The sequence below is a fragment of the Nocardioides antri genome (genome assembly GCF_008373765.1).
Classification (GTDB): domain Bacteria; phylum Actinomycetota; class Actinomycetes; order Propionibacteriales; family Nocardioidaceae; genus Nocardioides; species Nocardioides antri.
Map to the genome: position 1 here is coordinate 423235 of NZ_VUJW01000003.1, position 15114 is coordinate 438348.

General features: G+C 70.3%; 14 protein-coding genes. 5 read left to right on the plus strand and 9 right to left on the minus strand.

Going from position 1 to position 15114, the window contains the following annotated elements:
- Nucleotides 1-14: 14 nt before the first annotated feature.
- Nucleotides 15-929, plus strand: coding sequence for a sulfate adenylyltransferase subunit CysD (gene cysD, locus F0U47_RS08245; protein ID WP_149749817.1), 915 nt, complete (start codon nucleotides 15-17; stop codon nucleotides 927-929).
- A complete protein-coding gene (locus F0U47_RS08250; protein ID WP_246159528.1) occupies nucleotides 929-2200 on the plus strand; it encodes a sulfate adenylyltransferase subunit 1 in 1272 nt (423 codons plus the stop codon). The genes cysD and F0U47_RS08250 overlap by 1 nt, the downstream gene beginning before the upstream one ends.
- A 66-nt stretch (nucleotides 2201-2266) precedes the next feature.
- On the opposite strand, the gene F0U47_RS08255 is transcribed toward F0U47_RS08250, so the two are convergent.
- The 4 genes from F0U47_RS08255 to F0U47_RS08270 are packed head-to-tail and all read right to left on the minus strand — an operon-like array spanning nucleotide 2267 to nucleotide 8469.
- Nucleotides 2267-3286 carry a hypothetical protein gene (locus tag F0U47_RS08255; RefSeq protein ID WP_149749818.1) on the minus strand — a complete coding sequence of 340 codons (1020 nt, stop codon included), beginning with the start codon at nucleotides 3284-3286 and terminating at the stop codon, nucleotides 2267-2269.
- Nucleotides 3283-3927 (minus strand): hypothetical protein, encoded by a 645-nt coding sequence (locus tag F0U47_RS08260; RefSeq protein ID WP_149749819.1) that lies wholly within the window; start codon nucleotides 3925-3927, stop codon nucleotides 3283-3285. The genes F0U47_RS08255 and F0U47_RS08260 overlap by 4 nt, the downstream gene beginning before the upstream one ends.
- Before the next feature lie 52 nt (nucleotides 3928-3979).
- Nucleotides 3980-5356, minus strand: a complete 1377-nt coding sequence (locus tag F0U47_RS08265) for a methyltransferase (RefSeq protein ID WP_149749820.1) — start codon at nucleotides 5354-5356, stop codon at nucleotides 3980-3982.
- Nucleotides 5353-8469 (minus strand): glycosyltransferase family 4 protein, encoded by a 3117-nt coding sequence (locus F0U47_RS08270; protein WP_188111221.1) that lies wholly within the window; start codon nucleotides 8467-8469, stop codon nucleotides 5353-5355. Before F0U47_RS08270 ends, F0U47_RS08265 begins: the two co-directional genes overlap by 4 nt.
- A gap of 97 nt (nucleotides 8470-8566) precedes the next feature.
- Here F0U47_RS08270 and F0U47_RS08275 point away from each other — a divergent pair, with 97 nt between their 5' ends.
- Nucleotides 8567-9607 carry an LCP family protein gene (locus F0U47_RS08275; RefSeq protein ID WP_188111222.1) on the plus strand — a complete coding sequence of 347 codons (1041 nt, stop codon included), beginning with the start codon at nucleotides 8567-8569 and terminating at the stop codon, nucleotides 9605-9607.
- Between the two features lie 134 nt (nucleotides 9608-9741).
- Here F0U47_RS08275 and ygfZ read toward each other — a convergent pair whose 3' ends face one another.
- Genes ygfZ through F0U47_RS08290 form a run of 3 tightly spaced genes read right to left on the minus strand, consistent with a single transcriptional unit; the run spans nucleotide 9742 to nucleotide 11592 of the window.
- Nucleotides 9742-10677, minus strand: a complete 936-nt coding sequence (gene ygfZ, locus F0U47_RS08280; RefSeq protein WP_149749823.1) for a CAF17-like 4Fe-4S cluster assembly/insertion protein YgfZ — start codon at nucleotides 10675-10677, stop codon at nucleotides 9742-9744.
- Nucleotides 10674-11105, minus strand: coding sequence for a Fur family transcriptional regulator (locus tag F0U47_RS08285; RefSeq protein ID WP_149749824.1), 432 nt, complete (start codon nucleotides 11103-11105; stop codon nucleotides 10674-10676). Before F0U47_RS08285 ends, ygfZ begins: the two co-directional genes overlap by 4 nt.
- On the minus strand, nucleotides 11098-11592 hold the full coding sequence (locus tag F0U47_RS08290) for a heme-binding beta-barrel domain-containing protein (RefSeq protein ID WP_149749825.1): 495 nt from the start codon (nucleotides 11590-11592) through the stop codon (nucleotides 11098-11100). The genes F0U47_RS08285 and F0U47_RS08290 overlap by 8 nt, the downstream gene beginning before the upstream one ends.
- 43 nt (nucleotides 11593-11635) lie before the next feature.
- Here F0U47_RS08290 and F0U47_RS08295 point away from each other — a divergent pair, with 43 nt between their 5' ends.
- Together F0U47_RS08295 and F0U47_RS08300 are read left to right on the plus strand one after the other, a co-directional pair.
- On the plus strand, nucleotides 11636-11998 hold the full coding sequence (locus F0U47_RS08295; RefSeq protein WP_149749826.1) for a DsrE family protein: 363 nt from the start codon (nucleotides 11636-11638) through the stop codon (nucleotides 11996-11998).
- 22 nt (nucleotides 11999-12020) lie between these two features.
- Nucleotides 12021-12905 (plus strand): SGNH/GDSL hydrolase family protein, encoded by an 885-nt coding sequence (locus F0U47_RS08300; protein ID WP_149749827.1) that lies wholly within the window; start codon nucleotides 12021-12023, stop codon nucleotides 12903-12905.
- 6 nt (nucleotides 12906-12911) lie between these two features.
- On the opposite strand, the gene F0U47_RS08305 is transcribed toward F0U47_RS08300, so the two are convergent.
- Entirely contained in the window at nucleotides 12912-14096 is a 1185-nt protein-coding gene (locus F0U47_RS08305; protein WP_149749828.1) for a glycosyltransferase family 4 protein, read from the minus strand.
- Between the two features lie 79 nt (nucleotides 14097-14175).
- Complete coding sequence (locus F0U47_RS08310; protein ID WP_149749829.1) at nucleotides 14176-15036, minus strand: beta-keto acid cleavage family enzyme; 861 nt, start codon at nucleotides 15034-15036, stop codon at nucleotides 14176-14178.
- Nucleotides 15037-15114 lie beyond the last annotated feature (78 nt).

A 15114-nucleotide genomic window follows, 5' to 3' on the forward strand; every position in this document is an offset into this window, starting at 1 on the left:
GCACGATGCTCCGCATGTCCCAGACCCACAGCGACTATCGGTTGAGCCAGCTCGACCAACTAGAAGCCGAGTCAATCCACATCTTCCGCGAGGTCGCGGCGGAGTTCGAGAAGCCGGTGCTGATGTTCAGCGGCGGCAAGGACTCCATCGTGATGATGCGCTTGGCCGAGAAGGCCTTCTACCCGGCGAAGATCCCGTTCCCCGTCCTGCAGGTCGACACCGGCTACGACTTCCCCGAGGTGCTGGCAACCCGTGACAACTGGGTCAACCGGCTCGGTGTCCGGCTGATCGTCGCCTCCGTCGAGCAGGCCATCGCGGACGGCATCGTCGTCGACGACGGCAAGACCAGCCGCAACCGGCTCCAGATCGGGACGCTGCTCAACGCGATCGAGGAGAACGGCTTCACCGCCGCTTTCGGCGGCGGCCGCCGCGACGAGGAGAAGGCGCGCGCGAAGGAGCGGGTCTACTCCCACCGCGACGAGTTCGGCCAGTGGGACCCGAAGAACCAGCGCCCCGAGCTCTGGAGCCTCTACAACGGCCGCCTCCACGAGGGCGAGCACATGAGGATCTTCCCGATCTCCAACTGGACCGAGCTGGACATCTGGGACTACATCGGCCGCGAGGGCATCGAGATCCCCTCGATCTACTTCTCCCACCAGCGCCGGGTGTTCGAGCGCGACGGCATGCTGCTCTCCGAGAGCGAGCACAACCCGTGCCGCGAGGGCGAGGTCGTCGAGGAGCGGACCGTCCGGTTCCGCACGGTCGGTGACCTGACCCTGACCGGGTGCGTCGAGAGCACCGCGTCCACGATCGACGAGATCATCGCCGAGGTCGCGATCGCCACCGTCACCGAGCGCGGCGCGACCCGTGGTGACGACCGGTTCTCCGAGGCTGCCATGGAGGACCGCAAGAAGGAGGGCTACTTCTGATGACCGCCACCAACCGAGGTATGGGCATGGACCTTCTCCGGTTCGCCACCGCGGGCTCCGTCGACGACGGCAAGTCCACCCTGATCGGCCGGCTGCTGCTCGACTCGAAGTCGATCTTCGAGGACCAGCTCGAGGCCGTCGAGGCGACGAGCTCGTCGAAGGGCTACGACTACACCGACCTGGCGCTGCTGACCGACGGTCTGCGCTCGGAGCGGGAGCAGGGCATCACCATCGACGTGGCCTACCGCTACTTCGCGACGCCCAACCGCAAGTTCATCATCGCCGACACCCCGGGCCACGTGCAGTACACCCGCAACATGGTGACCGGCGCCTCGACCGCCGACCTCGGCCTGGTGCTCGTCGACGCCCGTCAGGGCCTCACCGAGCAGTCGCGCCGGCACGCCGTGATCCTCTCGCTGCTCCGCGTCCCGCACCTCGTGCTCGCGGTCAACAAGATGGACCTCGTCGACTACTCCCAGGAGATCTACGAGAAGATCCACAGCGAGTTCACGCAGTTCGCGACCAAGCTCAACATCCCGGACCTCGAGGTCATCCCGATCTCGGCGCTCAACGGCGACAACGTCGTCAACCGGTCCGAGCACATGGACTGGTACTCCGGTCCCACGCTCATGCACCACCTCGAGCACGTGCACGTCGCGTCCGACCGGGACCTGGTCGACGTACGTTTCCCGGTGCAGTACGTCATCCGGCCGAAGTCGGACGAGTTCCACGACTACCGCGGCTACGCGGGCCAGGTCGCGGGCGGCGTGCTCAAGCCGGGTGACGAGGTCGTCGTCCTCCCGTCCGGCATGACGTCGCGGATCTCCAAGATCGACCTGTTCGACCAGGAGATCACCGAGGCGTTCCCGCCGATGTCGGTGACCGTCCACCTCGAGGACGACGTCGACGTGTCGCGCGGCGACATGATCGCCCGCGTCAAGAACGCCCCGGAGCCGCGGCAGGACATCGACGCGATGGTGTGCTGGATGACGACGACGCCGCTCAAGCCGCGGCAGAAGCTCGCCATCAAGCACACCACCCGCACCGGCCGGGCCCTGGTCAAGGACATCCAGTACCGCCTGGACGTCAACACGCTGCACCGCGACCAGGAGACGAAGGAGCTCGGCGTCAACGAGATCGGCCGTGTGCAGCTGCGCACGACGGTGCCGCTGCTGAGCGACCCCTACGCCAAGAACCGCTGGACCGGCTCGTTCATCCTGATCGACGAGGCGACCGGCGTGACCGTCGGCGCCGGCATGATCAACGGCTGACACCTGCTCGAACGCGAGAGCCCCGCACCGGTCGGTGCGGGGCTCTCTGCGTCTCGGTCGCCGGGCTCAGAACGCCCCGGAGATGTTGCCGCTGGTGATCTGCCTCGTCGCCCGGTCGAGGCGGTACTGGAAGCCCCGGTCGGCCTCCACGTCACCCAGGATGTCGGCGTACGTCGACTCGACGGTCTTCAGGGTGTCGAGAGCGTCGTCCTTCGCACCCTTCGACGCCATGAGGTAGGCACGGGAGAGGCACATCCGGAACTCGAACTTGCGGTCCAGCCCGGGGAACTCGACCGCGTCGTGCAGCGCGAGGCAGTCCTCGTAGCCGGCCTCGAGGAACGGGTCGAACGCGGCGACGTCGGCAGGCACCGCCTTGACGTTCCGGTAGATCGAGCTGGAGGCGACCTGCCCCTCCCAGGTGAAGTAGTCCTTCAGGTAGCCCATGGTGACCTTGATCCACGGGAGCCGGTCGAAGAAGAAGTCCTGGTTGATCAGGGTCGACGCCCCCGGGATCAGGGCGGGGTAGAACTCCCGAGACACGTGGGCGTTGAGTCGCGAGGTCTTGCAGACGTCGATGAAGGCGATCTCGATCGGTGCGTCGTACCACCTCTCGTCGTTCAGGTCGCCGATGTGGAGCTCGACCAGGTCGCGGTAGGGGGCCACCGCCTCCTCCAGGATCGGCACGAAGCTCTCGCCGTACTTGTACTCGACGCCGTTCCAGACCCCTACCTGCTCCTTCTTGTTCTTGGGGAGGGGGAGGTAGCCGAGCTCGTAGCCGTGGATCGGCTTGCCCTCGGGGAAGCGGTCCGTCCGGCCGTCGAACACTGTGCTCGCCCGGACGCCCTCGCCCGAGGCCGCGATCGAGGACCCCAGGAAGCTGCCGCCGTCGACGATGGCACCGTCGCCACGCCAGGTCCGGGCCACGAGGTTGGTGAGCATCGCCCGCTCGAGGAACGAGAGCATGCCGGGGGCGATGCGGTCGGCCTTCCGGAGCGCGGGTGCCGTCTCGATGATGCCGAGGTCCTTGACGAACTGGCTGGCGATGACCGCGTGGTGCAGCACCTCGAACTGGTCTGCCGTGGTCACGGGCTGACCGCCGCCTTGACGTCGTCGCACCAGCTGAGGAACGCGTCGAGGTGCTCCTCGTCGATGCTCGTGTAGCAGTTGAGCAGGTCGCCGTTCCTCGAGAACGCGAAGAGCCGGTACGACGACCGCTCGGACTTGCCGAGCGTCTCGTCGTGGCGCACGCCGTAGGCCCAGCCCGGCGCGTCGATCTCCTCGACCGACGACACCCACTCGCGGTCGTCCTGGCCGGCCTCCGAGAGGGCCTCGGTCACCTCGGCCTTCTTGAACTTCTTCGGGTACTCCCCGCCACCGCGGGTGATCCACACGAACTGGGTGCCGAGCGGGTCGTCCTCGCTGCCGAGCGTGAAGCGGCACGAGCGGCCCTCGGAGGCCTCGCCCTCGACGAGCTCCTCACCCGGGACGATCGACTCGGCGAGCTCGGCGCAGTCGGGGAGGAACTTCCAGCCACCCTCCTTGGACGGGTCGCCGGTGGGCGACGGCGGCGCGGTGGTCCCGGTCGACTCCTCGGTGCTCTCGGTCATCGGGCTGTCGCTCGTCGAGGCGTCGTCGGCCGCGTCGGACGAACCCCCCGACTCACTGCAGGCGGACACGGCGAGCAGCAGGGAAGCTCCTGCTGCCGCGAGACCACGCCTCCACGTCATGTGCTCGATCATCAACTCTCCCAACTGGTTGAAAGGGCGTTCGTGGATCAGGTCAGGGCTTGGGGCGTGCCACGCACAGGACGGTGTTGATGGTCAGGTCCCGCTCCGTGATGTCGGGAACGACCTCGCGGACCCGCTCGACGATCTCCGGGGTGAGCCGCTGGACCGCCGCCGGTGTGGACGGCAGCTCGTCCCACCGCTCGATCTCGAAGTGGCGCTCGATCGAGGCCCGCAGGTCGTCGAGCCGGACCCGGTTGAGGTTGGTGCGGATGTAGTGGTCCTCGGGCAGCTGCGGCACCAGGTTGATGTGGCGCCAGTCGTAGAGCTGCTGGTGGCGCGGGTCGCTCTCGTCGAGCTGGTCGGGCCGGACCGGCGCCTGGTGGTGGCCGTTCCAGCTGTAGAAGCTGTGGTGGTGGAGGACGAGGGCGGTGTCGCTGTGGCACAGCCTCGTCAGCCCGGCGATGACGTCGTCGAGGTGGGCGAGGTGCTCGGTGACGTTGTGGAGCGCGATGGTGTCGAACGTCTCGTCGAGGTCCTGGTCCTCCGAGGTGCTCTGGAGCAGGCGGATCGCCGGCAGCGCCGCTGCGATCTGCCGGGGCGTGATGCCCATGTCGTCCCACTGGCGGGTGTGCTTGTCCTTCGCCCGGGTGCTGTCGAGGTCCATGGCCGGGTCGAGCCCGACGTACGACGACGCCCCTGCGACCAGGAAGCCCATCCCGAAACCACCGAAGCCGCAGCCGACGTCGAGCACCTTCTTGCCGCGCACGTGCTCCTGGATGCGCCGCGGCCAGGTGATGTAGCCGAACCGGGCCGACACGTCGATCAGGTGCGGGTCGTAGTTGCGCAGGGCGGCGCGGAGGTCCGTCGCGTGGGCGAAGTGGGCGATCTTCGCCTGGGTCAGGTCGCGCGCCCAGCCGTTGCCGGGCTCGCGGGCGGCGAGCCGGGTGGCCGCCTCGATCATCTCCTCGCTCGGCCCGGCCTCGCGGGCGGCGAGGTGGCCGGCGTCGATGATCGCGAGGTCGTCCGCCACGTCTTCCGGGACCACCGCGTCCACCGAGCTCGCCGAAGCGCCGCGCACCGACGCGATCCGGTCGAGGATGCGCTGGTAGGGCCGGTCGTTGCTCGCCAGCGCGGCCCCGATCTGGGCGGCCGACTCGGCCTCCTCCAGGTCGCCCTGCGCGAGCTTGACCCGCGCGGTCAGCAGGTGCGCGGCGACGTGCCCGGGCCGCTGCTCGCGGAACTCGTCGACCAACGGCTCCGCCGCCGCGGGGTTCCCGAGCTCGTACTCCGCCTTCGCCAGGAGGAACAGGGGCAGTCCGCGCCGTTTCTGCGCCACCGTCGGCGTGAGCAGCTCCCGGACGGCTTCCCAGTCCTTGGCAGCGGCTCGTTCGCGCGCGGCGACGACGGTCTCGCGAGGAGTCTTCGTCATCGGGTTCCCCACCACGTCCTCTTCTTCCTGGCCGCCGCCCCCACCGACGGGTGTCCGGCCTCGAGCGTCGGTGCGTCCTGGGCTGCGGGCTGCTTCTCGTCCTCGTCGGGCAGCCGGCGGAGGACGGGCTCCGGGCCGTCCCGGTCGACGTAGAGCCCGCCACGGTACACGGGACTGGCGTCCTCCCAGACCTGCAGGTGCAGCTCGCCCCCGGCGAGGAGCTCGGCGGTCACGGGCACCCGGTAGCCGTGGAGACCGCGGCCCGCGACCGCCTCCAGCGAGCGGTCCACCACGTCCGCCGGCACCACCAGGACCGGCTCGCCGTCGCGCACGACGGCGACGTGCAACACGCGGTCCTCGACGTCGCGGTCCCAGGCCCATCCGGTCAGCCAGTCGCCGAGGGACCAGCCGTCGCCCCGGGCCGGCGCCTTGAGCCCCGAGCGTGGTGAGACCGGTGCGCCATCGGGCTCGGAGTCGAGCAGCTCGCGGCTCCGCTCGACGACCTCGGCGGGGTCGGTCGGTGCGTTCTCGACCACCCACTCCGCAGCGGGGACGCCCTTGAGGTCCGGGTGCTTCTCGACGAGCTCGGCCAGCAGCTTCGTCGAGAGGGCGGGGACGCGGCCGGAGAGCGCGAAGGTCCGGGCGCCGACCTTGTTGACGCGCAGGAAGACGGTGCGCAGCTTCTCCGCACCGTCGTACAGGCCCCACATCAGGGGGTACGACGTCGCCGGGGTCCAGGTCGGCGGCAGCCGGAAGACCGACACCGTCAGGTAGTCCTCGGTGCCCTCCGTGCCGCGGGTGGCGAAGAGCTCGACCGGGACCTCCTCCCCGCGGACGTGGAACCTGCGCTCCCCCGGTCCGCGGGCGTAGAGCCAGATCTCGCTCTGCGCCGTGTTGAGGCCGAAGGCGACCTTGCGCTCGCGGGCCGCCCGCATCGACTCCGGCCCCCAGGTGGACGGGATCAGCCACTGGGTGTCGTCCGGGTCGACGGAGTCGGTGCGCAGCAGCCACTCGTCGACCGTGCCGACCGGGCGTCCGGCCGCGCCGCTCAGCGCCGCGAGCAGGATCTTGCGCTGCGCGAGCGGCGTCGTGTCGATGAGCGGCTTGGCCTTGAGGTAGGCGTAGAGCTGGTCTCCCCGCAGCTCGTCGGCGTCCTCGTCGGCGGCCGGCCAGCTCAGCAGCGGCTCGGGCAGCACGAGCAGGTCGTGCCCGTTCCCGGCCGCCCGGGTGACGTACTCGTGCACGGTGCCGTGGCGGGCGTCGTACGGCTCGAAGTCGCCGATCGCCGCGAGCGTGTCGGCGCGCGCCGCGAAGACCTCCGGACCGTAGGCCCGGGAGGTCAGCACGTGGGACGCGACGTCGCTCCCGAGGGGTACGCCGACCGCCCCGTCGCCGGTCGAGAAGAAGGTCGTGAAGAGGCTGCGCGGCCGGTGGGTGAGCGCCTGGCGCGCGGCGGCGAAGAAGCCCGACTCCGGCAGCGTGCCGAGCCCGTCGGCGACGAGCACGGCGTCGCAGGTCTGGCCGGCGACGAGCGTGTTGAGCGCGGTGCCCGAGGTCTGCCCGATGCAGTTGACGACCTGGACCCGGGGGCACGCCTCGTCGAGGAGGCCGCGGACGCCCTGGATGGCGGTCCGGACGTTGCGGTCGGTGTAGCCGAGGACCAGCTCGTCCGGGGCCTCGTCGTGGCACGCCTTGACCAGGTCCTCCAGCGAGTCGCCCCGGCGGACCAGCACCACGTGGCTCATGGAGCCGACCGGCGGTCCCGGCCGGTCCACGCCGTCGACCAGGCTCGCGACCGCCGCGGTGGCGCCGTGCTGCTCGATCAGGTCGCCGAGGTGAGCGTGGAAGCCGTACCAGACGTCGAGGTTGGCGTCGTTGGAGAACCGCGGGTGGGCGATGAGCTGGCCGTCCCGCAGCGCCGCCGACAGCCGGTCGGCGAGCGCCTGGGCGGTCGGCTCGACCAGGCAGGCGGCGTGGTCCGCCTCGGCGACCAGCTCCGGCGTGCCGCCGACGCCGGTCGCGATGAACGGGATCCGCTTCTCGAGCGTCTCGTAGACCGCCATCGTGGAGTTCTCGATGAGCGACGGCATCACCGCGATGCGGTCGCGCTCGGCCAGAAAGCTCAGCGCCTCCGGCTGGTTCTTGTCGGTCACGGTGACGACCGGGCAGTCCCAGGACTCGGCCTTCTCCTGGAGGTACTGCTCGGGGCTCAGCCCGCCCTGCGCCGCCAGCTTGCCGCCGTACTTGCCGAGGAAGGTGACGGAGTCCGGGATCTCGCCACGCTCGTGGAGGAGGTCGACGGCGCTACAGAAGATCTCGATCCCCTTGCGCGCCTCGAGCCGACCGAAGAACACCAGGTCCCGGCTCCGGACGACGTCGCCGTGCTGCCGCGGCGGGCCGGGCCGGGAGTCGGTGACCGGGACGTTGGAGAAGTCGACGATGTTCGGCTGCACGAAGACATTGGTCTCCGGCAGCCGGTAGCCGATCCGGTCCATGAAGGAGAGGAGATGGGCAGACCCGCCGATCACGACGTCGGCGAGCTCGACGCACTGCTGCTCGGCGTACGCCGCCGTCACCAGGTTCGTGTCGGTGATCGGCAGCATCTGGTAGTGGCGGTTCCAGATGTGCGGCGACGACGTCTTCACCAGGAAGAGCGTGTCGCGGAAGGCGAGCCCCAGGCGCTTCGCCATCAGCGCGTAGACCAGGCCGCCGCGCCACTCCGAGGTGTGGACGACGTCGAACGGGTCCTGGTCGCGCAGCCATTCGTAGGCCGCGGCCCACCGTCGCTGCCAGTTCGGCGACGCGGCCCAGACGGGCGACTCCGGCACCTCGAGGTAGTGGAGCGTGATGCCGAACTCGGCGTACCTCTCCACCCAGAACTCCGGCGTCTCGTCCTGGACGACCGCCCCCTTGAGGAAGAGGACGTGGACCTCGTGGCCCTTGGCGGCCAGGCCCTTGGCGAGGTGGTAGTAGGTCGACGCGATGCCGCCGTTGCGCACCGGGCCGATGATCTCCTCGGTGACGATGGCGACGCGGAGCCGGCTCGGGGAGTCGCTCAGTCCCACGGACTCGATCCCGGGGAAGCGCTTCACCTCGAAGTCATCGCGTTGCATCTGTCTCCCCGCTGCTGACTCTGACCGACATGACACTATAGGGGCGGCGTCCGGCAGCCCGGGCGCTTCCTCCATTCAGACCCGGGAGAGACACCAGGTGGACCTGCGCGACGACGCCCCGGCCGAGCAGCCGACGACCGCCAAGAGCCACCGCGCCGCCGTTCCCGGCCTGGTCCGGCGCCACCCGGCGCTCACCGTGCTCTGCCTGCTCGCCCTCGTGCTGGTGATCGGCGTGGGCTCGTGGCTCTTCGTCCTCAACAACCGGATCGGCGACATCCCGCGGTTCGAGGCCGACTTCGACCGCGAGGACCGCCCGGAGCGGGTGCAGCCGGCGGGCGCGCTCAACGTGCTGCTCGTCGGCGTCGACGGCCGCGGCGACGACGTGCGCGAGCGGATCCAGGACGGCGAGACCGGGATCCTCAGCGACACGATGATGATCTGGCACCTCTCCGAGGACCACCAGACCAGCCAGGTCGTGTCGGTGCCGCGTGACTCGTGGGTCGACGTACCAGGCCATGGCCAGGCCAAGATCAACGCCGCGTTCTCCTGGGGCGGTCCGGAGCTCCTCGTGGAGACGCTCGAGGACACCCTCGACATCTACATCGACCACGTCGCGATCGTGGACTTCGAGGGCTTCCGCGACATCACCGAGACGCTCGGCGGCGTCGAGATCGAGATGGCCGACGGCTCCACCGAGAACCTCGAGGGCGAGGAGGCGCTGGCCTACGTCCGGGAGCGCAAGTCCCTCCCCCGCGGCGACTTCGACCGCATCAACCGCCAGCAGAACTTCCTGCGCCAGGTGCTGTGGGACATCACCCGCACCGGCACCCGCTCCAACCCGGTCACCATGACGAACCTGATCGGCGACCTCAGCAAGCTCCTGCTCCTCGACGACGACTTCGACGACGGCGAGATCCGCAGCCTCGGTCTCGAGATCGTCCGCAAGGGCGCCGGCGAGATCGACTGGATGACGGTCCCCACCGACGGGACCGGCACCTCCGCGGACGGTCAGAGCATCGTCAACCTCGACGTCGAGCGCGCCCGGGAGCTGTTCGAGGCGATCTCGAAGGACGAGTTCGAGGAGTACCGCAAGGACAACCCCGTCGACTTCCTCCCGAAGAAGGGCGAGGTCCTCTAGGGCCGCTGCCGCACTGCTGTGCGGTTGTCGTCAGTTGTCTGGCTGGGGTTGTCCGCCCTTTCCGCGGGTTGTCCTCTTCTGCAGTGGCTGACAACCCGTGGGATACCCGGTCGACCGGGTATCCCGCGCCCCCCTCACCGAGGCCGGAAGTGCAGCCCCACCTCGGGGTCGACCACGACCTCCTGGGCAGCGGGCAGGCTGTCGACGACCAGGGGCGCGTCGGTCGGCACGTTGCGCTTGAGGAGGGCGAGGGCGATCGGGCCGAGCTCGTGGTGCCGGCCGGAGGACCCCACCCGGCCGACGACCTTGCCGTTGGCGTCGGTGACGTCGGCACCGACGATGGGCAGCCGGTTCTCCGAGCCGTCGAGGTGGAGCAGGGTCAGCCGGCGCGGCGGGCGGCCGAGGTTGTGGACCCGGGCGACCGTCTCCTGGCCGCGGTAGCAGCCCTTGTCGAGGTGCACGGCCGGGCCGATCCAGCCGACCTCGTTGGGGATCGTGCGATGGTCGGTGTCCACGGTGAACCGGGGCTCGCCACGGGCGATCCGCAGCGCCTCGAACGCCCACAGGCCGGCAGCCGGGCCGGCCGCCTCGGCGTACTTCTCCAGCTGGTCGCGGGGCACGAGGTCGTACTTGCCGTTGGCGCGCCACGCGACGGCCACCTGGTCGGTGACGTGGGTGACCTCGACCTGCATGAGGAACCGCATTCGCTCGAGGAACTCGATGAGCGCAGCCGCCGCACCCGGCTCGGTGTGGGCGGTGAACGCCTCTCCGTTGTCATAGCCGGCGAACGCGTGCTCGACGTGGCCCTGCGGGCTGAGGACCAGGGCCTGGGTCCAGGTGCCCGGCTCGAGGCCCTCGAAGACCTGGGTGGTCAGCGAGTGCAGCCAGGTCAGCCGGTCCGGGCCGCTGATGCGCAGGACGTCGCGGTGGGACAGGTCGACGAACCCGTCACCCGCGGCGAGGGTGCGCTGCTCGCCGTACAGCGAGCCGTAGTGCGCTGCGACCGGGGCGTCGACACCGTCGCCGGCGACCGCTCCGCTCAGCCTGAGCAATGGACTCGCCGTCGTCATCGGTTCTGGTTCTCCTCGCAGTCGTGGCACCGGCCGAACACGGTCAGGTGCCCCAGGTCTGGGGAGAACGCGTGGCGGGTGGTCAGGGATTCCACAAACGGGGCGGCTTCCTCGGATTCGACCGAGACGACCTTGTGGCAGCCACGGCAGACGAGGTGGAAGTGCTCGTGCCCGCGGGTGGAGTGGTACGTCGGAGCGCGGTCGCTCAGGTGGGCGTGCCGCACGAGCCCGAGCTCCTCCAGCACCTCCAGTGTGCGGTAGACCGTCGAGGCGTTGACGGTCGACGCTCGCTGCTGGACGTGGGCGAGCACCTCGTCCGGCGTCGCGTGGCCGAGCTCGTCCACGGCGGCGAGGATCATCTCCCGCTGCGGCGTGAGGCGGTAGCCCTTCTCGCGGAGGGCCTGCCGCCAGTCGGCCGTCTCAGACACGTTGCAGCCTCGCCCACAGATGAGGTTGCAGCTGCTGCCCCATGGCCGCCATGTCGTAGGCGTAGAGCAGGTCGCCCTCGACGTTGCCGTAGAGCCGCTTGCCGCCGGTGTACTCCTTCGCCGACTCGGTGCGGGCCACGGCGTCGGTGACGATCTCGAGCTTGCCGCCGCTCGCCTCGCCGTGCCAGATCTCGACGAAGCCGGTCATGTGCGCGAGCAGCACCTCGACCTTGCCCTCGGGCCGGGCGCGGATGAACCCGGTCTCCTGCGCGGCGTCGCGCACCTTGTTGCCCTCGTCGTCGACGATCCACGAGCGCGCGAGGTAGTGGAAGAACGGGCGCCCGTCCTGCTGGAAGATGAGCTCCTGGCCGAACTGGAACCGCTCGATCGTCGGGTAGTCGCCATGGCCGTTGCCGCGCCAGGTGCCGAGCATCCAGGCGATCGGTCCGCAGTCCGGGTGGAGGTTCTCGGGAATCTGGAAGGCCACGGTCACTCATCCTAGGAGGCGCCCGCCGCCTAGGGTGGGGTGCATGACGCGAGAGCTCGTGGTGAAGGTGACGTGCGGGCTCGACGCGCCGGAGCGGGCCAACCAGGGATTCACGGTCGCGGCGACCGCGGCGGCCTCCGGTGTGCCGGTGTCGCTCTGGCTGACGGGCGAGGCGGCGTGGCTCGCCGTACCCGGTCGCGCGGAGGAGCTCGTCCTCCCCCTCGCCACCCCGCTGCCCGACCTGCTGGCCACCGTGCTCGAGCTCGGCTCGGTCACCGTGTGCGGGCAGTGCGCGGCACGCCGCGAGCTCACCGAGTCCGACCTGCTACCGGGGGTCCGGGTCGCCGGGGCGTCGGTGTTCGTCGAGGAGGCGCTGCGGGACGGGGCGCAGGCGCTCGTCTACTGATCACGTCCGTAGGCTCGGGCCCGTGGTGCTTCGACCTCCGATGCTCGGCCTCGCCGCCATCCTCCTCGTCCTGGCGCTGGGCGCGTGCCGGCCCGATTCCGCCACCGACCCGAGCGGTGAGCCCTACGTCGTGGGCAAGGGCGACCGGTACGTCGCGCTGGGCGACTCCTACACCGCGGCCCCCCTCACCGGACCCCTCGCCGGCCTCAACGGCTGCGGACGGACCCAGGTCAACTACCCGCACCTGGTGGCGAAGGCGACCGGGGCCGAGCTGATCGACAACAGCTGCAGCGGCGCGAACACCCGGCACCTCACCGAGCCGCAGCAGACCCGGTTCGACCAGAACCCACCCCAGCTCGAGGGGCTGGGCGCGGACACCGACCTCGTGACGTTCCGGCTGGGAGCCAACGACTACGGGTTCGTCGGCCGGATCATCCTGTGCGCCCAGTCGCGGATCGGCGAGGGAAGCAGCCCCAGCCCGTGCACCGACCTCGACGAGGACGCAGGCTCCGGCAGCGCGGAGGAACGGCTCGAAGACCTCGAGCAGAACCTGGTCAGGGCGCTCCGCTCCGTCGTCGATCGCGCGCCGCAGGCGACGGTCATCGTCGTCGGGTACCCGCAGATCGTGCCGGCGGAAGGCACCTGCGACCAGCTGCCGTTGAAGCCCGGCGACTACCCCTACGCGCGCCGGATCAACGTGGGGCTCAACGAGGCGCTGGAAGCTGCCGCGGAGCAGGTCGGCGTGACGTTCATCGACATGTTCCCGGTGAGCGAGGGCCATGACATCTGCGGCGAGGTGCCGTGGATCGCCGGTGACAAGCCGAAGCGGCGGGACGCGACCCGCTGGCACCCGTTCCCCGAGGAGTCGCAGGCCGTCGCCGAGCTGGTCCTGGCCGAGCTGGAGTAGCCCGGGTCAGCGCGCAGCGCCGCGCAGGATCTGCTCGAACCTCGTGGCGCAGTGGGTGAGCTCGAACTCCCGCTCCGCGAGCTCCCGCGAGCGTCGGCCGAGCTTCTCCCACTCGTCGGCGTCACCGAGCACCTCGGTGACCCAGTCGGCAGCCTCGGGGACGGAGCTGCTGTGCGGGGGCAGCACCTGGCCGCCGGCGGCGTCGATGAGGTGGGCGGCGAGGTTCTCGTCGGGCATCAGGCCGAGGATCGGGCGCGCGGCGCACAGGTAGGACAGGGTCTTCGACGGCACCGAGAACGCACCCGCCGACTTGTCGAGCACGACCAGCAGGATGTCCCCCGACCCGAGCACCTCAGGGAGGCGCTCGTAGGGCTGGAACGGCAGCAGCGTGATCGGCTGGTCGAGCTTGCGGGCCTCGTCGGCCAGCTCCTCGACCGCACTGCCCTCGGTGATCACAGTGAGGTGGACGGGCGCGCCCCGGTCACGCACCGCACGTGCGACCTGCACGAGCAGTCGCGGGTTGTGCTTGAGCCCGAGGGTGCCCGAGTAGACGAGGTTGGGTACGCCGTCGACGTCGTGCTCGCGCGCCCAGGCGTTGTCGCGGGGGGTCGGGACGATCTCGTCCAGCGGCGCCCAGTTGGGGATCACCGTCGTCTTGTCCGCGGTGCCCCAGGCACGGTGGACGTCGAGGAAGGCGTCGGAGATGACGACGATCGCATCGGCCCGGCGGTTGCACCACCGCTCGGCCCACCCGGCGACGGCCGCGACGACGGCGAAGCCGCGGCTGAGCTTGCTGCCGGCGAAGGAGCGCATGGCCACGCCCTGGACGTCCTGCTGCCAGGACACCCACGCGCGCCGGGTGACGAGGAGGAACAGGGTGACGACGACCATCATCGGGACCGGCACGTTGCCCATGAGGACCACGTCGGGCCGGCGGCGGCGGATCTGGCGGGCCAGCTGGACGCCGTACCGCAGCTCCTGCACGAGCCGGCGCTTGAAGCTGAGCTTCTCGACCACCTCGCCCGCGCCGATGGGCTCGAAGTGCACGTCAGCGTGGCCGCCGAGGTTGCCCTTGCCGGAGACGTGGGCCTCGCACCACGAGTGGGTCACGTCGTGGCCGCGCCGCGCCAGCTCGGCGCTGAGCTCGACCTGGAACGGGTGACCGCTGTAGTCGTGAACGAGGACACGCACCAGAAACCGACCCCTCCCTGAGATTAGGACCCCTGACCCTAGCCTCCCCTGACCGGACAACGAGGCGGTTTGGCGGAAGTCACACCTCGGCGAGCGTCAACCCGAGGAGGGCCCGTGCTTCCGTGGTCGTCATCGGGCGCCGCTGGGCGAGATCAGCGAGCGCCACGGCGCGCTCGACCAGCTGCCGGTTGCTCTCGACGGGCTCCCCCTTCCGGATCGTGAGCACGTCCTCCATGCCGACCCGCAGGTGGCCGCCCTTGCTCAGCGCGGCCAGCGCGACCGGCAGCGTGGTCCGGCCGATGCCCGTGGCCGACCAGCTGGTGACCTGCGGCGGCAGTGCCGCGACGGCGGCGACGAGGGCGTCGGCGGTGCCGGGCATGCCTCCGGGCACGCCCATGACGAGGTCGCAGTGGACTCGACCGCCGTACGGAAGGCCGTAGCGGTCCAGCAGCCGGTGGAGCGCGGCGACCTGGCCGAGGTCGAACAGCTCGAACTCGGGCACCACCCGGCGCTCCTGGCTGAGCTGGTAGAGCTCGCACACGAACGGCCACGGGTTGCTGAAGACGTCGTCGCCGAAGTTGGTCGTCCCCATCGTGAGGCTGCAGGAGTCGGGCGCCGCGTCGAGGACCCGGAGCCGGTGCTCGAGGGGGTCGTGCACCGACCCGCCGGTGGACAGCTGGACGACGAGGTCGGTGGACTCGCGCAGCGCCTGGACGGTGTCGGTCAGCCGGGCGAGGTCGAGCGTCGGCCGGTGCTCGTCGTCGCGGATGTGGACGTGGATCATGGCCGCGCCCGCGGCCTCGCAGTCCTGGGCGGTCCGCACCAGCTCGGCGAGGGTGGTCGGCAGCTGGGGGAAGTCGGCCTTCGCGGTCTCGGCACCGGTCGGGGCGACGGTGATCAGCAATGCTTGCGGGTCGACGACGTCTCGACTCTGCTCCATCCCGCCATCGTGGCAGACAGCCGGAGGATCTGTCGCACCGGCGGCACCCCAGAAGGGACACAGGAGCGCGACACAAGG